Here is a 23,202-nt window from a genome sequence, read left to right as displayed (position 1 = left end):
TTAAATATTATTTTAATTCTCATGAGAAATCTCAAAAAAATCAAATATCCTTTTCTTCTCTTTTTCTGTGCTTATTTTTTATCTTTTGTAATGGTTAGTTGTGGCTCTGCTCCTCAGACTATTTCTAAAGACTCTTATAAAGTGTATAAAAAACAAGCAAAATCAGGTAGCTCTACAGCTATGCTCAAAATTGCTAATGCTTTTAAAGGTGATATGTTTACAAGTAACGAGCTACGAGATTATGAAAATGCCATAAAATGGTATTCTCAAGCTATGGCAGCAAGTTCTACACAGAAAGTACCAGCAGCCAAAGAGCTATTCAAAATTTATATGACAGGAAGTGAAGATGTTCCTAGAAATATTGATGCAGCCAAAAAATGGTTAAAAGTAGTAGCTGATAGTATGGATGTACATCTCTATTATCAAGACAACACAGACCTTTATTTGATGGATATTTTTGATAAATATAAAGAAGCTACCAAAACAGAACCTAGTGCAGAAAGCCAGTTTTTGTTGGGACGTTATTTTTTAGAGTTTGAGATTGACTACAATACAGGAATTCGTTTTTTGGATAAAGCAGCTACTATGGACAGTGCAAGATATAGTCAAGATGTCAATTATCTCAAATCAAAATGGCAATTTTTTAGAAACCGTCGCAGTGATTTTATTAATGATATGCCTTTTGCTTATCAAAAAGATAAAGCACATCAAGTCATGAAACGTTTTGCTGATGAGGGAAGCGAACTAGCTAAATTAGAGTATGCAAATTATATCGTTCATAATGCAGAAAAGCCACAAGATGTAAAGGAAGACACACAAAAACTTCTTCGTAATTTTGTCGTGGCTAAGTTTGTCAACAAAGAACAACAATTAAAAGCAACTTATTTAGTAGCCTTGACACAAGAAGGCAAAGACCATGTTATTGCTTTTCGCAAATTATATGCACTCAAAAATCAAAACTTTAGTGCAGAACAGTTTCCATATATGGACAATGCCATTGATGAATATAAAGAAATTGCCAATCAATTAGAAACCCTTACAGGATTAGGAAAACTGACTGCCGAGCGTCCAATGTTTATTGATATTCCTTTAGAATTACCTAAATATTATCAACATTATGATGGAGATATTCGTCCTTTGGTAGCCGTAAAAGATGCCATAACGACAGAGGAAAATATGGAATTTTTGACACCTCAAAATGTAGAAAAATACAAACAGACACTTTTAGAACAGGTAGATGATATTTTTGCAAAAGCAAATACACCTTCTGAATTATATAGCTTTAAAAATGCTTTGGAAAAAGATAAGTTTTTTGCGCCTCTTGCAAAACCTTATTTGGATAGTCTTATTCAGAAACAACTAGATGCAAAAGGACTTGTACAAGAAGACTTGGTTTATGAATATGAAAAAGGACGTTTGGAAAATATTACTTTTTATAATTTAGAAGAAGGCAGAAAATTTATAGAAAATTTATCTAAACGAAATGACTTAGACCCAGAGCCAGAAGCTCCAAAAAGTCGTTGGGCAAGAAAACCTACAAAACAAAATACTCGTAAGAATGCTCTTCTAAAACGTGCTAAAATAAAAGTTTTAGAAGATATTTATGGTTCTTCACCTACCATCAAACAAATTGAAGAACTTAATAAAACTATTCCTAGATATTCTTGGCTTGCTCCTGAAGGCAGAGAATGGGCAGTTGGATTGAAAGGGAATAGTGATAGCTGGTTTACAGGAATTGTTGATGTAGCAAAAACTCGCACACAATATTTTTATGAAATCAAACGCTTTGGAGATTCTGACCGTTTTTTGATGGAAATAAAATCCATTAAAAATAATAAATCCAATAACGCATATAGTACTAATATTGAGGTAGAACAAATAAAAAAAGGTGGAGAATCTGGCGATGTAGAAGGATATAATGTTACTATTTTTGGAGCAAAATATCAAACGTATGGTTGGAAACAGAGCAAAACAGACTTTTTTAGAGTTATCTGTAAACCCAAAAAGAGTAAGTTAGAGGATGCTGTTTGTACAGGATATATGGCAATTAATAGAGATAAATCTTTTTCAGATGATTTTTTGAAAAAACATGATGTGTCTTCTAATTCTCAAAAAGATTCTATTCGTGCTGTTGTACGTTATTTTATCTTAGAAATGCACCAAAATTTAGGAATTCGTTAAGACCATTTTTTGAATAAAGCAAAAACACCTTTTATGGAAATTAAGCCATAAGAGGTGTTTTTTTATTGATGAAATAGTTATCAATTCTCTACTATTTTATTCTACTTAATATTTCACTGTATTGAGCAGCTTGTTTGACCAACTCTTGTATAATTTCATCTTCTAAATTTGGATAAAGTCGTTTTATTTCTGCAATGGTTTCATCTAGTTGAGCTTTTGCACCTTTAGCATTTTCTTTGACAAACTCTTCAGCCATTACTTTCATGCTTTGATTCAGAACAGCAATAGCATATAATCGTTGGTCTTCTGCTGCCATTTTCATTTCTAGCTCTTGATTTTCAGGATTCCATTCTAAATAGGCTTTTGTTTCTTCTGTATAGGTTTTGCCATCTATTAGATTTTTGTAGCTTGTCTTGATGATTACAGGTTCTTTTGTTATTGATTCTGTTGGGTTTTTGACGACAAATTTTACCAACGCCAAATCCCTCAAACCATCATATACATTATTGAGTTTTAATACTACTTTTCCTTCTCGCTTTTCTTCTACCTCAAAACCCATTAATTGTGTAAAAAATAGATTTTTATTATAAAGAACTTCTACTTTTACTTTTTTGGCTATTGGAGCAGTCAAACTATTTAATTCTTTTTCAAAAACAACAGGAAGTCCATCTGCATCAATCGTTGTTTCCATAAGCCCACCTCCTACAGTAGCCAAATGATGCAACAAACCTCTATTATACCCTTCTCCTACACCAACGGCTGAACATTCTACACCATCATCTTTATAGCCTTGCACTGTTTCAACCATTTTATCTACTGGTGTAACTCCATAGCCATCAGTAAGAAGAATCAAACGATTGGTCGAATTTTTCTTAAATTGTTTTTTTACTTCAATATATCCTTTCTCTAATCCATTATAAATATTTGTACCTCCGTCGGCTTCCAAACGAGAAATAGCAAACAAAATCTCCTTTTTATTATCTTTTATTTGTCCTGCTGGAATAATCGTTTCAGCTTCATCATTAAAAACAACCAATGAAAATGTATTCTCTTCTGGTAATTGTTCGACAAATTTAGCTAATCCTTTACGCAGATAATCAATGCGTTTTTCGCCTGCCATCGAACCACTAATATCCACAATCGCAACAATATTTACAGGCGCAGTAACAGAAGAATTAAGTTTTGCTGAAAAAGTTACTTCTAATAGAGCTTGTTTGGATGAAGGAGTAATAGAATTGAGAAAATTAGCTCGGATAGCAAAATCTTGTCCTGTTGGGGGTGCTTTTATTTCTTTTGTTAGGTATTGTTTGAATCCTTCCAAAATAAGTTCTGCTGGACTAGGAATAAAACGCTCTGGATATTGATAACGCTCTAAAGGTGAATAAGTAACTTTCTTATATCCATAACCAATTCCTCTAGAACGAGAAAAATCTAAAACATCAACATCAAGCTGATAACGAAAATCAATCATATATTTTTTACCTTTTGGAAGTAAAAAAACGGCTTCCCCTTCGTCATTTGTATAGGCTTCATATACTTTTTTTTCTCCAATTACTTTCAAAAAAACAGGCTCTTTTTTCCAAAAACTACCATCTGATTTTGTGGCTGTTACTTTGCCTAATACTCTTGAACTTGTTCCGTTTTGTCCTTCTGGAAGAACTTGTGTTATTGTATCTCCTCTATTTGTTTCGGTAATTTGGGTAGGTTCATAAGTAAAGTTTGTCCCTGCCATATAAAATTTTCTATTTGGAATATCAACATACTTATAACTCTCAATTCCATCAATATCAATTTCATAATCAGTATTCTTCGGAACAAGAAAATAAGCTGTTCCTGTACGGTCAGTTTTGGTTGTCCATGTTTTGAGATGCTTGTAAGATGTAATACTAATTGTATAATTTGATAAAGGAGCTCTGTTTAATTTTTTTATATTTAAACGAATAAGAGCTTCATCTTCGGTAGGTTTTAAACTTGAATTAACAGGAAAATCTATTTTTTCTATCTCCAACAAAGAACGGTCAATGGCTGGACGACTTTCTCGCTCATAATTTTGATAATCATAAGTAGTGGTTATCTTTTGTGAGCTTGTTCCTCGTTGTGGCGCACGCAACTGCCATTTATAATAATTTTTTATTTTATCAATATTGTACTGCCAATATTTTCCTCCTTCCAGTTTTACTTTCAAGATACCTTGACTATTGGTTGATTCGGTAACTGTTTTTTTGGTTTGCATCTCCACAAAATCAACTTTTTTGTTGGCAAATGGACGACCTTTATTATCCAAAACTTTTAATTGTAATAAAATATCTTGACCAAAAATAAAAGAAGTAGGCAAACAAAAAAACACAAAAATGAGTAATAATTTGCTCAAAGAAACTGGAATGGTATTCATACGTGAAATCATAAGGAAAGTAGTATTTTTTGAAGTAATAAGATAAGAATAAATGATTATATTTTAACATCTATTTCGCTTTTTTTATAGAAACGAGAGAATAATTCTTTTATTACATCATTATTTTATTTAGATGATATTAAAAAATGAATTACACCAAGCCAAGTAGATATTTTTTTGAGCCACAAGCCAAAAAACACTTTGACTAATGACTATAATTATGTTATGTTTGTAGATAGCGACTTTTAGGATGTATAATTTTTGTAAATTTGTCGTTTAAACTATATCTAAACTCATTATACCATTCAATTTTACGAGCATGACAATAAAAGAAAAAGGAGGATATCAATATATAGATGAAGGCGAAGGTGAAGTTCTTTTGCTTTTACACGGGCTTTTTGGCGAAATGAGTAATTGGGAAGGCGTAGTAGCTCATTTTTCCAAAAATTATAGAGTTTTGATTCCGATGATGCCGATTTATACGATTTCCCTTCGAAAGGCGCATTTAGAAGGTCTGATAGATTTTGTAGAAGGATTTGTACAGATGGAAGACTTAAAGGATATTACTTTAGTAGGCAATTCTTTGGGTGGACATTTGGCTCTTATTTTTATGCTTCGCAATAAAGATATTTCTAAGAGAATGGTCTTGACAGGTAGTTCTGGGCTTTTTGAAAACGGCATGGGAGGTTCTTTTCCGAAGCGTGGAAATTATGAATACATAAAAGAAAAAGTACAATATACATTTCATGACCCAAATATTGCAACAAAAGAACTAGTAGATGACGTATTCGAAGTAACAAACAACAATGCAAAGTGCTTGCGTATGATTACGATTGCTCGTTCGGCACAGCGCAATAATATGGCTAAAGAAATTCCACAGATAAATATTCCTACGCTTTTGGTTTGGGGATTGAATGATACGATTACACCACCTCTTGTAGCTCATGAGTTTCATAGACTGTTGAGAAATAGTGAACTTCGTTTTATTGATAAATGTGGACATGCTCCTATGATGGAACATTCAGCCATTTTTAATGCGTATTTTGATGAGTTTTTGAGAAAAAATCCATTAGAAAAAACTGCTCATTTGGTTTAATATTGTTTTTTTTGAAACGACTAACAAAATAAAAAATAGTGAGTGGATTTGATACGGATGTAAAACATAAAATTTGAACAGTTTTTTTAATAAAAGTAATTTGAATTGCCTATTTAACTAAAAATAATAGCGTTTCTAAATAAATTAGCATACAAATTGTTATTCTATTATAGTAGCAAAGTATTTTATTTTTTGTAATCTTTCATTATTTCAAATAAATTAGAATAAAATAAATAAAAAACCTTTTTGCTATCTATTGCCTTATCCAAAAACAACCACTATGACCGATACATATAATACTACTACTTCTATTATGGTCGCTGCTGACCTTATAAACGAAATGATTCCTCCACTAAAGAGTAATGATAGTGTAAAAAAGGCTCTTAATTGGATGGATGCTTTCAGAATTACGCAGCTTCCTATTGTCGAAAATAATGTTTATAGAGGCATTATTACAGAAGATATGCTCTATGAAGTCAATAATCCAGATGCGACTATTGATACGATTGAGCCACTTTATGAAGAGGTTTTTGTAGGCGAAGACCAACACTTTTATGATGTCATGCGATTAGCAACTGACCATAATTTACGTATTATTGCTGTTGTAGATACTACGAATCTTTTTGTAGGTGTAATTACGGTAAGGGATACATTGGCAGCCTTTGCTCGTACATTTGCCAATCAAAGTGCAGGTGCAATTATTGTTTTGTCGATGAATTATAGAGATTATTCTTTGTCGCATATCAGTCGTTTGATAGAAGAAAATAATACCAAAATTTTGAGTAGTTATGTAGATACAGACCCGTATGACACTAATCTTATAAAACTTACTCTAAAACTAGATAAAACAGAACTTACGCCTATTTTGGCAACTTTAGAGCGTTTTGAGTATCGTGTCATTGCCAAATTTCAAGAAAACCCAGATGCAGATATTCAAAAAGAACGTTTGGATATGTTCTTTAGATATTTTGATATTTAATTGTCAGACATCCCAACCTATAAAGTTTTGAAAACCTTATAGGTTTAAAGAAAATTGAAAAGCATTTTTCTATCTACATCGGAAAATGCTTTTCTTATTTTATAAAAATTCTATTCTGAATTATTCATTATACCAATCATTTCTTATTTATTCCATGAATTTAATTAAATCAAATTTATTTTTTGTCGCCTTGTTTTTTCTAACTTGTCTTTCTTTTTCTGTTTTAGCAAAAAAAGATAAACACCAATACGCAGATTACGATTGGGAAGAAAACCGAAAAAGGAATGAAATTCCTTCACATTTAGAAGAGGTCGGCTCAGTTGTTTTTTTAGATAAAAATATGATAGAATATTTTTATTTAGAAGAAGAACAAAATGTAGTTCTTTACAAAACACATCATATTATTCGTTGGCTCGGAAGCACAGATGCTGTTGAGCGTTATAATGCAATTTTTATTCCTTTGGGAGAAGGAACACTAGAAAAATTAAAAGTTCGTTCTATTTCTCCAGATGGAAAAGTAGTTATTTCTGACCAAGATAATCTCAAGGAAATAAAAGACGAAGAGTCTGGACGTGGGTATAAAATGTTTGCTATCGAAGGAATAGAAAAAGGTAGCGAAATTGAATATTTTTATACAACTAAAGAACCTGTTTTTGGTGGAAATCAAGAGGGAAGAGAATACATGCAGAGCAGTACACCTACTAAAAATGTTTTGTTTGAGCTTATTAGTCCATCTTTTTTAGATTTTGAAGTAAAAAGCTATAATGGTTTGGCTGATGCAGAACTTATCGAAGATGAAGAAAGTGAAAAGCGAATTCAACGTATAGAACTAGACAGTATTGCTCCTCTGAATGGAGAACCTTTTGCATATTCAGACCCAAATAAAATGAGAATTGATTATAAATTAGCTTATAATTTGGCTACTAATTCTCGCCAACGTTTTTATACCTTTACAGATGCTGCAAAACAAATTTATGGTATTTATTGTCAGACTAGAGATAAAAAAGAGGAAAAAGCACTCAAAAAAATCTATAAAGAAATAGATATAAAAGACAAAGATTCAGAAGAAACACGCATCCGTAAAATTGAAAATTATCTGAAAGTAAAAATACAAGGTACAGAATCTCCTGCTCCCGATTTTTCAAGTATAGAAGAAATTGAGAAAACAAAAATTGCTAACGAGCGTGGATTGGTTCGTCTTTTTACTACTATATTCGAATTGGCAGAAATAAATTACGAATTAGTCTTGACTTCGGATAGAAGTGAGGTGAAATTTGATGGCGAATTTGATTATTGGGGAAATATGCGTGAGTTTTTGATTTACTTTCCAAGCACAAAAAAATACCTTGTACCTGCTGTTCCTTTGTATCGTTATGGAATTGTACCTGATACGTGGACGGCTACTGACGGACTTTTTATTCGTAGAATGAAAGTAGGAGATCAAGTTTTTGGAATGGGAACTGTCAGAGAAATAGAACCACTAGAAGGCGAGCAAAATTTTAGTAATATTCATCTAAAAATGAATTTTAATGAAGATATGGATGCCGTAGAATCTGAACTTAAATATGGTTTTGGTGGACTTTCGGCTGTGGGACTTCAACCAATTATTCCCTACTTATCAGAAGAAAAACGTACTGAAATGATAGAAAATGTTTTGAAAGGACTTTCTGCAGATGCTGAATTTGAAAATATCAAATTAGAAAACGAAGCAATGAATACAGACCTTTTAGAAAATGAGTTTGCTATCAAAGCTAATTTTTCCTCTAAATCTTGGATAGAAAAAGCAGGAAATAAATATCTGTTTACAATCGGAAAATGTATAGGACCTCAATCTGAATTGTATCAAGAAAAAGAACGAAAACTAGCTGTAGAAAACGGACACAATCGCATTTATAAAAGAACATTAATTTTTGAAGTTCCAGAAGGCTATCAAATCAAAAATTTAGATGATTTGAAACTGAATGTTATTTTTGATAAAGACGAAAAAAAGAATTGTGGTTTTGTTTCAGATTACAAACAAGATGGAAATACCGTAACTGTTGATGTTTTTGAATATTATTATGAAATTTATCTTCCTTTAGAGGATTTTGAAGAATATAGAAAAGTCATAAATGCAGCAGCCGATTTTAATAAAATGGTCTTGGTTTTAGAGAAAAAATAATTTTTGTATAACAAACTGGTTCAAGCGTCGACGCTTGAACCAGTTTGTTTTTTTATTTTTGATTCATTCCTAATTTCTTAATTTTTTCTAGCCATTTTTCTCTCTGTTCTTGTTTAGATGTTTTTACAATTCCTATGTAAGTTACTTTTACAGGCTTGACACCACAAAATTCTAATGTATTTTTTTTGAGTTGTTTTGTGCTTGGCTGACCGTTTATGAATTTGTAATACCAACTTGGTTGGTCTAATGTTGTGATAATATGTGCTGTTTTTCCTTTCAAAAGTTTGTCCCAAAAGATAGAATTTTCTCTATATGCAAAAGCAAAATTAGGCAAAAATAATCTATCAATAAACCCTTTCATAATAGCTGGCAAACCTCCCCACCAAACAGGATGAATCCAAACCAAATGCTCTGCCCATTTTATTTTTTCCCAAGATTCTATCAAATCAGGTTCTAATTCTGTTCTTTTTTGATAGCCATATTGTAGATTTGGGTTAAAATTTAGTTCTGAAATAACGATTTCTTTAATTTCTGCATTCGAACTTTCTGCGCCCATTTTATAGGCTTCTGCAATTCCAAAATTAAATGAATCTTTGTTTGGATGTCCGTTTATAATCAAAATTTTCTTACTCATTTGCTTACTATTTATTCTAAATTTAGTCTAATTGATTTAGAGCTTTGTGATAAACAAAGGTAGAAAAGAGCTTTATGAGGATATAGGACAAATGTCTAAAAAGTAATTTCTTTACGAATCCGACTTAAATGTCTTTGAGTAATTCCCAAATAGGAAGCTAAATAGTTTAATGGAATTTGTTGAATATATTGAGGCTGATTTTCTATTAAATCTTTATAACGTTGAACAGCATTGTCTTTTTGGAGTTGGAAAACTCTTTTTTCTAATTCAATGTATTGTTGTTCGGCTATAATTTTGAAAACTTTGAGCCAGTTTATATTCTCTTGTAGTAAATTATCTACTTTATTTTTTGAAATAACTAATAATTCAGTTTCTGTAATAGCTTGTATATTTTCAGAAGTTGGTTCTCCTCTAATAAATGAAGAATAAGCAGCCAAAAAATTATTCGGAAACATAATACAATACGTAAACTCTTCACCTTTATTCGAAGTATAAAAAGAACGAAAAGTACCAGATTTAATAAAAGCTATTTCTTTGCAAATTTCGCCTTCACGAATAAAAAAATCAGATTTAGTGAGTTTTTTTGGAGTGGTATTTTTTACAAAATCATCAATTTCTGTTTCTGAAAGAACTTCAAATGTTTGAAGATATTTTTTAATCATATTTTTATCTTAAAACTTACCGAACGGTTCGCTTTGAGCGAACCGTTCGGTACGGTAATTATTAATCTCCTCCCAAAATTCCACCTAAAGAAGTAGCCTTTGAAGCTGCTTTACTCATTGGAGAAAGTGCTTGAACGAGTTTTGAAAGTGGCATTGATTGCAACCAAACTTTTCCAGTTCCACTAAGCGTAGCTAAAAATAGTCCTTCTCCACCAAAAAACATAGATTTTAAATCCCCTGCTTTTTTGATGTCCATTGTTATTCCTTCTTCGAAAGCAACAATACAACCTGTATCTACTTTCAATGTTTCTCCTTTGAGTTCTTTTTCAATAACAGTTCCTCCAGCGTGAAAAAATACCATTCCATCGCCTTGTAATTTTTGCATAATAAACCCTTCACCTCCAAAAAAGCCAGAGCCAAAACGTTTGTTTAAATGAACGGAAATTTTTGCACCCAAAGCAGCACATAAAAAACTGTCTTTCTGAACAATCAAAGTACGATTATTACAAGAAGCAAGTTGAACAGGTGTAACCGTTCCAGGGTAAGGTGCAGCAAAAGCAACTTTTCCTTTTCCACTTCCTCGCTGTGTAAAGTGTGTCATAAAAAGAGATTCGCCCGTTATCATTCTTGCGCCTGCTGACATAAGTTTTCCAAAAATGCCTTGTTCGGGTTCAGAACCATCCCCCATTTTAGTTTCGAAGTTAATATTTTCTTCCATGTAAAGCATTGCACCAGCTTCTGCAATAACCGTTTCATTTGGGTCTAATTCGACTTCTACAATCTGAATATCGTTTCCGATAATTTTATAATCTATTTCGTGTGATTTCATAGGAAAAGAAAAAGTTTTTTGTTAGAAAAGAATAATTATCAAAAAATACGGATTTTGTAAATCAAATGCAAAGTTGGAATTGTTATTTTACTTCAAAAAAAGTAACCTCATGATATTCTTCTTTTGTAAAAGGAGCATAATAAGTTTTTTGAGTTTTGATAATTCCATTTTGCCATTCTGTTTCGGTGGTAAAGTCCCATTCCTCATTTTGATAAACTTCCTTTTTTATTACTTGATTTTCATCATTGTAACTATAAATGAGCTTAAATTTTTCATCTGTTTTAAAATCTAAGCTCAATTCTTCTATTAAATTATTATTTTTATCATATTTATATGTTATTAATCTTATTTTTTCCTTACCCATAGCTTGAGTAAGCTCAATCAAATTGCCTTTTTTGTCGTATTTGTTCTTAGTATAAGAAGCGTATTTTTTAGCAAATTCTTTTGGAACACCTTCAAATCTACCAATCGTTTCTATTAGATTTCCATTTTTATCATATATATTTTCTTGATTGATTGTTTTTACTTCTTCGTTATTAGTCAATATTTGTCGGAGTAACTGATTATACTCGTCTCTCTCAAACTCACTACTTTGAAAAAAAGAACTATCATTGAGTATATATTCTTTCTTTTTGACATCTTGATTTTTTGTATAAATAATACGTTCTATATTTTTACCTTCTTCTCCTATCCAATAGCGTTCTTCTTTGGCTAATTTATTACTCTCATCATACCATTTTAGAGCAGACAAAACAGTATCACTTGTTATTTGATTTTGTTCAACTTGATACATATAACCTTTTACTATTCTTAAATTTTGATGTTTAGTTGTTGATGCATCTGAATTTTGAGTTGTTTTTTTAGCTGAACCACAAGAAAAAAGTAAGACAAGTGAAAAAGCTATATAAATAAATTTCATGATTTAGGATTAAAGTGTGAAGTTGTTTAAGAGTGAAGTTAAACTGTATTTTGTTGGTGTCGCAATGCTAAAATACCAACATGGGATTAAGGAATAATGAATTGACAAGAATCTACATGTATATTTTGATAACCATAATACTTCCAATCTTTCTTCTTTGTATCACAACACAATTTTGATTCTTTATCTTTGTATTTCAAATAGATATTTTCCAAATCAGTAATATTAGTATTTTCATCTATTAAAAATTCACTAATAAAATAAGATTTAGTCAAACTGTCTGTTGGGATATTAAGATAGTAGGGGTATTTGCTTATTCTGATGCTATCTATGTACCAACGACTTTCCCTTGGTCTAAGTTCATATACCATATTTTCATTAGAATCAATCTTCGCTACATATATTCGTTTGGGTTCTAAGGTTCTTCCAAAAGGAAAGTTTCCAGAAAACACATACGTATAAATAGAATTAGGACTTGAATATTTTTTGTGTAAATTATTTTTATATATTTCCATTATATTCTCCTCTTGTTGCTTATTTTCCACTCTATTTACGCAAGAAAACTGAAATAACATAATTATCAATATAAATAGTCTCATTTTTATTTGAAATATTTAGTTCTGGGAACTACGGAAAACTCAAAAAACTGATTATACAACATATAAATATTGTTTACCAAAAGAATAAAATTTGGATTTGAACTATAAAAGTTATTATTCGAATACTTTTTGACTGAAAAACAGAATTTTATTTTTTTTAAGATGTGTTTGTAAGTCATTGATAATCAATTAGTTAATAACTACTCCGTAGTTCTCAGTTAGTTTTTAAACTCTATTTTGAAAAAAGATATAATACCAAAATAAAAACTATTTTTCCCTTTAAACCTTGTCTTTTTAGTTTACGAAAACTAAAATTTTCAGTACATTTTTCTCACGCTAAAGCGTAAGCTACAAGAAAAGTCATTATTAAAAAGGATTGTTTTGTTAGTGAACTGTAGTATTTATTTTGGAATAACTCCAAGAAAGAAATTTTTAAGAATAAAAAAAGCGTCTTAGAGTTAATCTAAAACGCTTTTAAAAGTTCATTTACTAATAATTAAGGGTTGTTTGACAATTTTTGTGGAAGTCGTCGGTGGGGACACCAACAACAGCAGAAAAAGAGTTTTGTACTACTTCCTCGCCATTGTCGGTGTCCCCATCGACAATTTTTTGCCCATTCACACAAAAATTGTCAGATAATCATAATTAATAACTAAACGCTAATCACTATTTCTTGCCTTTCATCATTTTAGCTAATTTTTTACTTCCACCTGCTCCTTGGAACTGGTTCATTTTACGCATCATTTTACGCATTTCACCAAACTGTTTGATAAGGTTGTTTACTTCTTGAATTGTACGCCCACTACCAGCAGCCAAACGACGACGACGACTTCCATCTAATACATCTGGATTTGCTTTTTCGTGAGCCGTCATTGAATTGATAATTGCTTCGATAGGACGGAACGCATCATCATCAATTTCAAAATCTTTCATTTTTGAGCCAATCCCTGGTAACATTCCTACCAAGTCTTTGATATTACCCATTTTCTTGATTTGTTCGATTTGAGAAATAAAATCGTTGAAATCAAATTGGTTTTTACGTATTTTTTTATTGATTCTTCTTGCTTCATCTTCGTCATAAGCCTGTTGCATACGATCAACAAGTGAAAGAACATCACCCATTCCCAAAATACGCTGTGCCATACGGTCTGGATAGAAAGCATCTATTCCGTCCATTTTTTCACTTGTACCGATAAACTTAATAGGCTTATCAACTACTCTACTAATAGAAAGGGCAGCACCACCACGAGAATCACCATCTAATTTTGTAAGAACAACACCATCATAATTGATACGGTCATTGAATATTTTTGCAGTTGTAACAGCATCTTGACCTGTCATGGCATCTACTACAAAAAGCGTTTCAGAAGGATTCAGAACTTTTTTCATTTCTGAAATCTCTGTCATCAAAGATTCATCAATCGCCAAACGACCAGCCGTATCGACAATAATGATTTTCTTTCCTATACTTTTACCATGTTTGATAGCATTTTCTGCAATCTGAATAGGGTTTTTGCTATCAGGCTCTGCATATACTTCAATATCGATTTGTTCTGCAAGTGTTTTCAACTGGTCAATCGCAGCAGGACGATAAATATCACAGGCTGCTAAAAGAACTTGACGACCTTGTTTTTTGAGATGATTAGCTAGTTTTGCAGTAAAAGTAGTTTTACCAGCACCATTCAGACCAGCCACCAAAATAATAGAAGGATTACCAGAAAGATTCATTTCTTTTCTCTCTCCACCCATTAGCTCAGTAAGTTTGTCATAGACAATCTTGGTAAAGAGTTCCCCTGGTTTTACGGCAATAAGAACATCACGTCCATAGGCTTCTTCTTTTATTTCGTCTGTAACCGTTTTAGCTACTTTATAATCTACATCGGCATCAACTAAAGCACGACGAATTTCTTTGATTGTCGTTGCTACGTTTACTTCTGTGATTTTTCCTTCGCCTTTCAGCGATTTCATGGCTTTGTCTAATCGGGCTGTTAAATTATCTAACATATATGAAAATCGGTTGTATTTTTTCTATTAAAATGGAATTTCTTTTGTTATAACCGTCAACGAGACTCTATCATCGTTGAGGCAAAAACCTTTCAAAAAGGTTTAAACACACAAAGGTAAAGAAAAAGGAGTAATAAACAATATTTTTGAAAGGAAGTTATAGAAAATACTATTTCAGATTTTGATTAAAAAACGAAGTACAAATTATTTAGATTAGATTCTTAATTTTGGTTGTCTAGCAAAATAAGTTTAGAAATAAATTCTAATACTCCAACGTTTCAAAAATAATTTCTTCTTCGGCTATATTCCCTAACTTATCTTTTACTTCTACCAAAATAGTATAGCTTTTATTTTTGGCAAAACCACTTATTTTTCCGTTATAAAGACGTTTTGCACTGCCATTTATACGATAATAAATCTGTTCGGTATTTGTCTGCCCGTCTTGCGCTCCCAAAAATAACTGAACATAAGAAGGATAAGCTGTATCTCTGCTCTCATCTGGCAACGTACTGAAATGATAAAAAACAGTAGGAGCTTCTGCATCAACAGCAAAAGAAGTATTAATAGTATTTCTATTGTTTACATTGTCATAACCAATAATTTCAAGACTTTGCATACCTGATTCTTGTACATTGAAAGGAGCGTCATACTCTATTTCTTCACCTTGTCCATTCAATTTATAGGTTACGTTTTGTAATCCTGATTCGCCATCAGTAGCTGTCAATCTCAAATTTGTTTCTGGACTGATATACAAGACATCACCTTTTTTGAAGGTTTTTCCTTGATAATTATAACCCAATTTTGGTCCTGTCAAATCTACATAAACAGCACTTACATTGTGTCTATATGTATCAAAACGTGGGTCAATCGCTCCTTCAACTCCCATATTTTCTGTATTATCGATGGCATAATAACGAATTGTATGCGTTCCCGATTTAGATGGCAAGTAAAAAGGGTCTGTATATTGCGCCCATTCTCCACCATCAATCGAATACCAAACTTCTTTTACACCTGATTTATTATCAACGGCTGTTAGCTTCAATTTTGTACGACCTGAAAAATACACTTGCTGACCAACAATAAACTTATCCCCCAAAACATCAGCCGACATAATTGGTGCCGTTCTATCTAAATAAAATGCAAAACTTTGTGCAGTTTCTTCATTTTTTAGATAATCTGTTGAATAAAAATGTAATGTATGATTTCCATCACTCAATGCCTGTAAAGGCAAATTTCTTTTGTTATAGTAAGGTTTCCAGCTTTGCTCATCAAAACGATAAAACGTATTTTTTACACCTACACTATTATCTTCTAAGGTAAAATAAATTTTTGTACCCAACGAAATTACATTTTCAGAATTGATACCAACTACATTATAGGTACTTATTGGTGGAGAAACATCGACAACAAATTCTTTCGTATTTTCTGTTTCTACATTTCCTACTTTATCTATTGAAAAATATTTTAACAAATGGTCGCCTTCTGAATCTACCGAAATGGTATTGGTATAAGGCTGATTTCCCATTCCATCAAGATTGAAATAAAAACCTTCCACACCTGACATTTGGTCTTTTACATCCAATGTAATTTTCAAATCCTGTCCATAAAAAGTAGTTCCTTGCTTGCGATACACATACGGAGTTGTAAATTTTGAAGTAGAATTTGGTGGAAGTCCGTCAGCATAGATTATATATTCGTAGCTATTTCTAGGGTTTTTGCCATCACTATGTTTAAGGATGTGAACACCATGCCCATCCAAAATGATAGGTTCGACAGAAACTTCTTTCTCGCCTACTTTTTTTCCAGAAAGAGGAATTTTTTCTCCATTTGGACTAGTAGAAATATGAAGATATACAGGTAATTCTGCTTGTTGATAGTATTTTCCTTCTTCATCTACATACGTCCCTGAAAGGGAATCAGTTTGAGCAGATACATTAAAGGAAAATAATAAAACAAATAAAAAAGTAAAAAGTAATAGAAAGTATTTTTTTTTCATCAGAATGAATAGGATAATAAAAATCAGTAGTATTATTTATCTAAAGATAAAATTCATTGAACTTTATCAAGAGTAAAAAATAAGCAGATACAGCAAATAAAAGAAAGGATTATTTGTTGATATAATTTTGATGTAAATTAATGAATTTATAAGCACTTATGCAATTATGAACCAAATATTTAAACCTTTCAAATTATATTATTAAGAATCATTCTAAATTCGTACTTTTGTGCTTTAATTAAAAACTACGGTTGTTTGACAATTTTTGCACCTTATTGATTTTATTCAAATTTTGAATATTGATGGTCGTCGGTGGGGACACCATAGTCGTAAGGCTATTGAGAAATTTTGCCCTCTACTCCGTTAGGAGTTTTATATTGGTAGATAAAAACAGAAAAGTTAAAAATCATTTACTCCATAGGAGTTGTATATTGGTCGCATTTTGTATTAAAATTCTTGAAATCCTACCAATATGTAGTTCCTAACGGAACAGAATACACTCTTTCTTTCTTATTTTTACTACCAATATAAAGTTCCTACGGAACAGAAAGACAAATAAATTTTTAACCTTACGGCTATGGTGGGGACAACAGCTATAACCTGCTGTTATTGGTGTCCCACCAACGACATAATGCAAAAATTATCAGAGAACCAAAACTACTCACTATCTATATTTTAATCAACTATGAAAGTTTCCTTTGCTATCCTTGCTACTTTATGTATTGTTTTTTTTGGTTTCCAACAGTTTAGAATAAATGATTTAAAAAATGATTTGGAAATTTTAGCATCAAAACAACAAGAAGCTCTACAAAAAATAAAATCAAGTCCCAATAAAGAAGAAAATAAAACAGAAGAAGAACATTACGAATTAGCTCTTGCAATGGCAAGAATGCAAACCTATATGCAAAAACTTCATTTTGCAGGACAGAATGAAAACTGGAAATTAGCACAGTTTTATACGCACGAGTTAGAAGAAACAATGGAAGATATTATTGACCATAATGTAGTAGATGAAGGGACAGAAATTAGTAATCTAGTCAAAACAATGGCATTTCCCAATATAGAAAAATTAGAAAAAACGATTGAATCAAAAGAAAAAATTTCTTTTGTAGAAGGCTATCAATTACTTTTGCGTTCTTGTAATAATTGCCACATAACAAGTAAGCACGAATTTATTAAAGTCACAACACCACAAAATGAAGATTTTATTAATCAAGACTTTGGAAAATAGTTGTGAATGATAAGTAACTGAGTACTCATTTCTTTCTCTTAAAAAAAATGTATTTGATTTTCTGATTTCTATTCTCTATTCTCCAAAAACTTGAACAGACAAAATTACCCATTCATCTTTAGTGTTCTTTTTATAGTCTTGATTTTCTTGTTTGGATTAAATCTGTCTTTAGGTTCTGTGCATATTCCATTTTCTGAAATTTGTACAATTATTTTTCAAAAAACGGCTTCTAAGTCTTCTTGGATTACAATTATTTGGGAATTTAGATTACCAAAAGCCCTAACGGCTGTGATTGTCGGAATGGCTCTTTCTGTTTCTGGGCTTCAAATGCAGACCCTTTTTAGGAATCCTTTGGCAGGACCTTTTGTGCTTGGAATTAGTTCTGGAGCAAGTTTGGGAGTTGCTATTTTGATGCTGTTTGTTTCTGGACTTTCGGCAAATAGTTTTTTTAATCTTATTTTATCTCAAAATTCACTTTGGCAAACGAGCATTGCTTCTACTTTGGGAGCTGCTTTAGTTTTATCTTTGGTTATTATTGCTTCTATTCGAATTTCGAATAATATGGCTTTATTAATTGTAGGCTTAATGTTTGGAAGTGCGACAGGTGCAATCGTCAGTATTTTGCAGTATTTTAGTGAGGCAGAAGCTATAAAATCGTATTTATTGTGGACATTTGGAAGTCTTTCACAGGTTACTTGGGACAAATTACCTTTTTTGATAGGACTTAATTTTCTAGGTCTTTCGGTAGCTTGGGCAATGCACAAACCTTTAGATGCACTTCTTTTGGGCGAACGTTATGCACAAAGTATGGGGTTGAGCCTTCAAAAAACTCGTTTAGGAATCATTTTTACGACCAGTATTTTGGCAGGAAGTATTACAGCTTTTTGTGGACCGATTGGGTTTATTGGTTTGGCAGTTCCTCATCTTACCAAAATTTTGATAAAAACAGCTCGTCATCAAATTCTTATTCCTGCTGTGGCATTAGGTGGTGGTATTTTACTTCTGATTTGTGATAGTATTTCACAACTTCCTATGTCTTCAAAAGTATTACCTATCAATGCCGTAACAGCTCTTATTGGTGCGCCTGTCGTGATTTGGGTAATTTTGAAGAAGCGCAGTTTGTAAACTAAAAATTACCTAGATTAAGTCTGATTAACCTACTTCTCTTGATACATTAATAAAAAAAGAATAGTTTTCTTTACCTTCGTTTTTGAAAAAGACAAATAAGCCGTTTTCGGTATTCTCTCAAAGATACAATTACACAAAGACATGAATAATACAGAAAATAATCTCTCAAATAATAAAGTCATTTTATTGATTTTAGATGGCTGGGGAATTGCTAAAGACAAAACCGTTTCAGCGATTGATGCAGCAAAAACACCTTTTGTAGATAGCTTGTACACAAACTATCCAAACTCAAAACTTCGAACTGATGGCGAATTTGTAGGACTTCCCAAAGGACAAATGGGAAATTCGGAAGTGGGACACATGAATATTGGTGCAGGTAGAGTCGTCTATCAAAATTTAGCTCGTATTAACGTAGCTATCGAAAATAATGAATTAGGACAAAACAAAACACTACAAAAGGCTTTCAATCACGCAAAAGAAAAAGGTGTAAAACTTCATTTTATAGGATTGCTTTCTGATGGTGGTGTTCATTCGCATACTTCGCATTTAAAAGCATTGACTTCACTAGCAACAGAAGCAGGTTTGAAGGATATTTTTATTCATGGTTTTACAGATGGAAGAGATACAGACCCAAATTCAGGCGAAAAATTTATAACAAGTTTGGAAAATTACTTGAAAACTACAAATGCAAAAATTGCTTCTTTGGTTGGGCGTTATTATGCAATGGATAGAGATAATCGTTGGGAAAGAGTAAAGCTGGCTTATGATGCAATGACAAAAAGCGAAGGTAAAAAAGTAAAAAATGCTATTTCAGCCTTGAAAGAATCGTATAAAAAAGGAATTACAGATGAGTTTTTGAAGCCGATTATTATTACAGATGATAAGGATGAGCCTTTAGCAAAAATTGAGAAAGGAGATGTCGTAATTGCTTTTAACTTCCGTACTGATAGATGTAGAGAAATAACACAGGCTCTTTGTCAGCAAGATTTTGAGGAGGTAGGAATGAAAAAGTTAGATTTGTATTATGTTACGATGACTAATTATAATAAGAATTTTAAAAATGTAAAAATCATTTTTGATGATATAAACTTGAGTAATACCTTAGGAGAAGTTTTGGAAAATAATGATAAAACCCAACTTCGTGCAGCCGAAACTGAAAAATACCCTCATGTTACTTTCTTTTTTTCTGGTGGAAGAGAAACTCAATTTGAAGGCGAAAACAGAATTATGTGTGCTTCTCCAAAAGTGGCTACGTATGATTTACAGCCTGAAATGAGTGCCTTTGAACTAAAAGACAAAGTAATAGACGACTTAAATCAAAACAAACCTGATTTTGTCTGTCTAAATTTTGCCAATCCTGATATGGTCGGACATACAGGAGTTTTCGAAGCTGCCATAAAAGCCTGTGAAACGGTTGATGTCTGTGCAAAAGAAGTTTCAGAAACAGCTTTGAAAAATGGTTATCAAGTTATCATTATTGCAGACCATGGAAATGCTGATAAAATGAAAAACGAAGACGGAACACCAAATACAGCACATACGACAAATGCAGTTCCGATGTTTTTACTTTCAAATGATACAACAAAAAACAATTATTCTCTCAAAAATGGAAAACTAGGAGATATTGCTCCAACTATTTTGAGTTTGATGAATGTAGAAATTCCTAAAGAAATGACTGGAGAAATACTTGTGTAATTTGTTTTTAAAATAGTTATCTTATGAGATGAAAATCAAATTGTTATATTTACTACTAGACATGTTCATAAAAAAATATTGGTTCTTCCGACAATTTAGCGATAATTTCTTAATTTAGCCTTTCTATGGATACTAACACAATAGCAATTTTATTAGGTTTTTCAGATTTTTCAGTAACGAAAATAGAATCTTCTCCACTTCGCTTAACTATTTATGGAGAAAGTAATTTAGCCGATTCTATTTGTCCTAATTGCTTGAAAAAGTGCAATAAAGTGACTTCTACTTCAGAACGTATTGTTCGTGACCGAAATATTTTAGACAAAGAGGTTTATTTACACTTAACTTCTCGTCAATTTCATTGTCAAGATTGTACTCGTTACTTTCAAGAAGTTTTTAGTTTTGTTTCTAAGCAAAAAAATCAAACTCATCGTTTGGAAAAATATCTTTATTTATGTTTGAAAGATAGCAGTTTCAAAGAAGTAGCTATCCGAGAAAACATACTTTGGGATGTTTTAGATGGTATTTTTAAAACCTATAGTAAACGTGAGATAAAAAAACACCTAGATTATTTTCCTCGACGTTTAGGTATTGATGAATTTGCTTACAAAAAAGGAAAAAAGGAATATGCTGTTGTTTTAGTAGATTTAGATACAGGTCAAGTTTGGGATATTTTAGAATACCGTAATAAAGAGTATTTAAAAGCCTATTTTTTATCCAAAGGCGAAGTTTTTTGTACTAGTATAGAAGTATTTTCTTGTGATATGTGGGAGGGATTTTCAAATACAGCAAAAGAAGTATTTCCTAACGCTGATGTAGTAATAGATCGCTTTCATTTTTTTCAGCATTGTAATAAAGTGCTAGATAGCATTCGTAAAGAATTACGACGAAAAGATGATAAAAACGTTCATTTCAAGCAAATAAAATGGCTTTTATACAAGGCATGGAAAGACCTTACTTATAAAGAAAGACGAGTTTTACTTAAAGCGTTTAGGTTTAGCTCAACGCTTAGACAGGTGTATTTTATGAAAGTGGAATTACAAAATATATTTAATACTGATTTGAGTAAACAAGAAGCTAAAAAACTACTAGACCAATGGATAGAAGAAGCTCAAAAAATAAATCATAAGGCTCTAAATAGATTTATAAATACGTTTAATTCTTGGAAAAATGATATTATTAATTTCTTCAAAGATAGATATTCTAACGGAATAGTAGAGGGAATTAATAATAAAATTAAGACCCTCAAAAGGAGTGGGTATGGGTTTAGAAACTTTCAAAATTTTAGATTGAGAATGATAGTCAAATTCATATAATCGCTAAAAAGTCGGAAGAGCCAAAATATTTGTCTGTTCGTTTGCTCACAAACGAACTTTACGCTTCCTCAGCGAAGCTAAACTAAACACACGATTTTTATTTTTATGAACATGCCCTATATGAGTTTATCTTTATCTACTCTTTATAAATTTACTATTATTATTCCTTTTCGTTGGCTTGTTTTTGGGAATTTTTGGATATCAATAGGAGCTGCTCTTATGGGACTGAGTAGTTATGTTTTGCTTTTCGATTCTGTTCGTATAAATTATGAACTTGCGCCTCTTTGGATTCTTTTTTTTGGAACGCTTGCCACTTATAATTTATGTGTTTTTTATACAAAAGGAACAGCTTCAGAGAAATTTGAATTTATTTATAAAAAAAGAAATGCACTAAAAATTATTTTCTTTTTGAGTTTGATTTTACTAATTCCTGCTCCTTTCTTTCTTACACTCAATCAATTTTGGTTTTTGGTGCATTTGGCTATTATTTCTATTTTTTATACTGTTCCTATTCATATAGAGCTACCTTCAGATGAAATCTTGGAAGAGGAAATAAATGGAAAACAAAATCTAAATGAAAATAAAAAGGAAGAAAAACTAAGTAAAAAAAGCTACCTTTCAGTTCCTGCTTGGCGAAATATTCCTTATCTAAAAATATTTTTGATTGCTTATGTTTGGGCAAGTGCGACCGTAATTTTTCCGATGTTACATGAAGATTTAATTATTCAAAATTCAAAAACAATAGCTTTATTTTTCGAACGTTTCTTTTTTACTTTAGCAATAACAATTCCTTTTGACATTAGAGATAAAGAAGGCGATAAAAGGGTAGGTTTGAATACATTAGTTAGTTTGCTGACACCTCAAAATAGTAAAATTTTAGCTCTTTGTTTACTTGTTATTTGTTCAGTTTTGATTTATTATTTTCATATAAATTACCTTTTTCATTTTGGAATAGTTTATATTCTGACTGCTTTTTTGATTATTGGAAGTTCAAACAAACGTTCAGAATGGTATTTTACAGGTTTTATTGATGGACTCTTTGTTGTAGAATTTTTGATTTTGACCTCTAACTTTATAAATACATAAGGAACAATTACAAATACAACACCCTGAATATCAATAATTTGTTATTTTAAAATAAGTATATTATTTAATTCAAGGTACGTTCCATACCACTAGACAAAAGTATTATCCTTGTGTTAAACGGTCTGCCCTTTGGGACTGACCTATTTAATCAAACAAATTAGCTACGCTGCTCCTTCGGAGTATAGCACTTTTCTACAAAGTTTTTATGAATACCCTGCTTTTCAGTTCTAATTCAAAAAAAAATATAATTTTTAATGTAAATTTACTATTTTAGGATAATTTTTTATAACTATTTTT

Annotated in this window: 17 protein-coding genes; 9 read left to right on the top strand and 8 right to left on the bottom strand. The window is 31.5% G+C overall.

Features of this window, described 5'->3' with window-relative positions:
- Positions 1-21 precede the first annotated feature (21 nt).
- Entirely contained in the window at positions 22-2,181 is a 2,160-nt protein-coding gene (locus tag ACE193_RS22935) for a hypothetical protein (RefSeq protein WP_375560515.1), read from the top strand.
- A gap of 91 nt (positions 2,182-2,272) precedes the next feature.
- On the opposite strand, the gene ACE193_RS22930 is transcribed toward ACE193_RS22935, so the two are convergent.
- Positions 2,273-4,573, bottom strand: coding sequence for a VWA domain-containing protein (locus ACE193_RS22930; RefSeq protein WP_375560514.1), 2,301 nt, complete (start codon positions 4,571-4,573; stop codon positions 2,273-2,275).
- 319 nt (positions 4,574-4,892) lie between these two features.
- Between ACE193_RS22930 and ACE193_RS22925 the strand changes: the two genes are divergently transcribed.
- The 3 genes from ACE193_RS22925 to ACE193_RS22915 all read left to right on the top strand — a co-directional run bounded on the left by ACE193_RS22925 (position 4,893) and on the right by ACE193_RS22915 (position 8,809).
- Positions 4,893-5,669 (top strand): alpha/beta fold hydrolase, encoded by a 777-nt coding sequence (locus tag ACE193_RS22925; RefSeq protein WP_375560513.1) that lies wholly within the window; start codon positions 4,893-4,895, stop codon positions 5,667-5,669.
- A 280-nt stretch (positions 5,670-5,949) separates the two neighbouring features.
- Positions 5,950-6,648: a CBS domain-containing protein gene (locus ACE193_RS22920; RefSeq protein ID WP_375560512.1), complete on the top strand. Its 699-nt coding sequence runs from the start codon at positions 5,950-5,952 to the stop codon at positions 6,646-6,648.
- A 154-nt stretch (positions 6,649-6,802) separates the two neighbouring features.
- Positions 6,803-8,809, top strand: coding sequence for a DUF3857 domain-containing protein (locus ACE193_RS22915; protein ID WP_375560511.1), 2,007 nt, complete (start codon positions 6,803-6,805; stop codon positions 8,807-8,809).
- 52 nt (positions 8,810-8,861) lie between these two features.
- Here the strand turns inward: ACE193_RS22915 and ACE193_RS22910 are convergent, their stop codons facing one another.
- The 7 genes from ACE193_RS22910 to ACE193_RS22880 all read right to left on the bottom strand — a co-directional run bounded on the left by ACE193_RS22910 (position 8,862) and on the right by ACE193_RS22880 (position 16,452).
- Positions 8,862-9,443, bottom strand: a complete 582-nt coding sequence (locus ACE193_RS22910; protein WP_375560510.1) for an NAD(P)H-dependent oxidoreductase — start codon at positions 9,441-9,443, stop codon at positions 8,862-8,864.
- Positions 9,444-9,538: 95 nt separating this feature from the next.
- A complete protein-coding gene (locus ACE193_RS22905; protein WP_375560509.1) occupies positions 9,539-10,105 on the bottom strand; it encodes a Crp/Fnr family transcriptional regulator in 567 nt (188 codons plus the stop codon).
- A 61-nt stretch (positions 10,106-10,166) separates the two neighbouring features.
- The gene (locus tag ACE193_RS22900) at positions 10,167-10,934 is read right to left on the bottom strand and encodes a TIGR00266 family protein (RefSeq protein WP_375560508.1); all 768 of its coding nucleotides are present in this window, start codon (positions 10,932-10,934) and stop codon (positions 10,167-10,169) included.
- Positions 10,935-11,016: 82 nt separating this feature from the next.
- Positions 11,017-11,853, bottom strand: coding sequence for a hypothetical protein (locus ACE193_RS22895; protein ID WP_375560507.1), 837 nt, complete (start codon positions 11,851-11,853; stop codon positions 11,017-11,019).
- 86 nt (positions 11,854-11,939) lie between these two features.
- Complete coding sequence (locus tag ACE193_RS22890) at positions 11,940-12,452, bottom strand: hypothetical protein (RefSeq protein WP_375560506.1); 513 nt, start codon at positions 12,450-12,452, stop codon at positions 11,940-11,942.
- A gap of 666 nt (positions 12,453-13,118) precedes the next feature.
- Entirely contained in the window at positions 13,119-14,456 is a 1,338-nt protein-coding gene (gene ffh / locus ACE193_RS22885; RefSeq protein WP_375560505.1) for a signal recognition particle protein, read from the bottom strand.
- A gap of 262 nt (positions 14,457-14,718) precedes the next feature.
- Positions 14,719-16,452 (bottom strand): OmpL47-type beta-barrel domain-containing protein, encoded by a 1,734-nt coding sequence (locus tag ACE193_RS22880; protein WP_375560504.1) that lies wholly within the window; start codon positions 16,450-16,452, stop codon positions 14,719-14,721.
- A gap of 685 nt (positions 16,453-17,137) precedes the next feature.
- Here ACE193_RS22880 and ACE193_RS22875 point away from each other — a divergent pair.
- From ACE193_RS22875 to ACE193_RS22855, 5 genes are all read left to right on the top strand, one after another.
- The gene (locus ACE193_RS22875; RefSeq protein WP_375560503.1) at positions 17,138-17,683 is read left to right on the top strand and encodes a hypothetical protein; all 546 of its coding nucleotides are present in this window, start codon (positions 17,138-17,140) and stop codon (positions 17,681-17,683) included.
- 90 nt (positions 17,684-17,773) lie between these two features.
- The gene (locus ACE193_RS22870) at positions 17,774-18,808 is read left to right on the top strand and encodes an iron chelate uptake ABC transporter family permease subunit (protein WP_375560502.1); all 1,035 of its coding nucleotides are present in this window, start codon (positions 17,774-17,776) and stop codon (positions 18,806-18,808) included.
- Positions 18,809-18,952: 144 nt separating this feature from the next.
- A complete protein-coding gene (gene gpmI / locus ACE193_RS22865; protein ID WP_375560501.1) occupies positions 18,953-20,506 on the top strand; it encodes a 2,3-bisphosphoglycerate-independent phosphoglycerate mutase in 1,554 nt (517 codons plus the stop codon).
- Between the two features lie 125 nt (positions 20,507-20,631).
- A complete protein-coding gene (locus ACE193_RS22860) occupies positions 20,632-21,819 on the top strand; it encodes an ISL3 family transposase (RefSeq protein WP_375558606.1) in 1,188 nt (395 codons plus the stop codon).
- A 120-nt stretch (positions 21,820-21,939) separates the two neighbouring features.
- Complete coding sequence (locus tag ACE193_RS22855) at positions 21,940-22,905, top strand: hypothetical protein (protein ID WP_375560500.1); 966 nt, start codon at positions 21,940-21,942, stop codon at positions 22,903-22,905.
- The last annotated feature ends 297 nt before the right edge of the window (positions 22,906-23,202 follow it).

The organism is Bernardetia aquimarina, from assembly GCF_042180575.1.
Lineage (GTDB): Bacteria > Bacteroidota > Bacteroidia > Cytophagales > Bernardetiaceae > Bernardetia.
This window is presented reverse-complemented; position numbering and strand designations above follow the sequence as displayed.

Coding starts and splice junctions, on each gene's coding strand:
- ACE193_RS22915 (WP_375560511.1), top strand. CDS start 6,803: ATGAATTTAATTAAATCAAATTTATTTTTTGTCGCCTTGTTTTTTCTA.
- ffh (WP_375560505.1), bottom strand. CDS start 14,456: ATGTTAGATAATTTAACAGCCCGATTAGACAAAGCCATGAAATCGCTG.
- ACE193_RS22860 (WP_375558606.1), top strand. CDS start 20,632: ATGGATACTAACACAATAGCAATTTTATTAGGTTTTTCAGATTTTTCA.
- ACE193_RS22890 (WP_375560506.1), bottom strand. CDS start 12,452: ATGAGACTATTTATATTGATAATTATGTTATTTCAGTTTTCTTGCGTA.
- ACE193_RS22875 (WP_375560503.1), top strand. CDS start 17,138: ATGAAAGTTTCCTTTGCTATCCTTGCTACTTTATGTATTGTTTTTTTT.
- ACE193_RS22920 (WP_375560512.1), top strand. CDS start 5,950: ATGACCGATACATATAATACTACTACTTCTATTATGGTCGCTGCTGAC.
- ACE193_RS22925 (WP_375560513.1), top strand. CDS start 4,893: ATGACAATAAAAGAAAAAGGAGGATATCAATATATAGATGAAGGCGAA.
- ACE193_RS22895 (WP_375560507.1), bottom strand. CDS start 11,853: ATGAAATTTATTTATATAGCTTTTTCACTTGTCTTACTTTTTTCTTGT.
- ACE193_RS22880 (WP_375560504.1), bottom strand. CDS start 16,452: ATGAAAAAAAAATACTTTCTATTACTTTTTACTTTTTTATTTGTTTTA.
- gpmI (WP_375560501.1), top strand. CDS start 18,953: ATGAATAATACAGAAAATAATCTCTCAAATAATAAAGTCATTTTATTG.
- ACE193_RS22855 (WP_375560500.1), top strand. CDS start 21,940: ATGAGTTTATCTTTATCTACTCTTTATAAATTTACTATTATTATTCCT.
- ACE193_RS22905 (WP_375560509.1), bottom strand. CDS start 10,105: ATGATTAAAAAATATCTTCAAACATTTGAAGTTCTTTCAGAAACAGAA.
- ACE193_RS22930 (WP_375560514.1), bottom strand. CDS start 4,573: ATGAATACCATTCCAGTTTCTTTGAGCAAATTATTACTCATTTTTGTG.
- ACE193_RS22910 (WP_375560510.1), bottom strand. CDS start 9,443: ATGAGTAAGAAAATTTTGATTATAAACGGACATCCAAACAAAGATTCA.
- ACE193_RS22935 (WP_375560515.1), top strand. CDS start 22: ATGAGAAATCTCAAAAAAATCAAATATCCTTTTCTTCTCTTTTTCTGT.
- ACE193_RS22900 (WP_375560508.1), bottom strand. CDS start 10,934: ATGAAATCACACGAAATAGATTATAAAATTATCGGAAACGATATTCAG.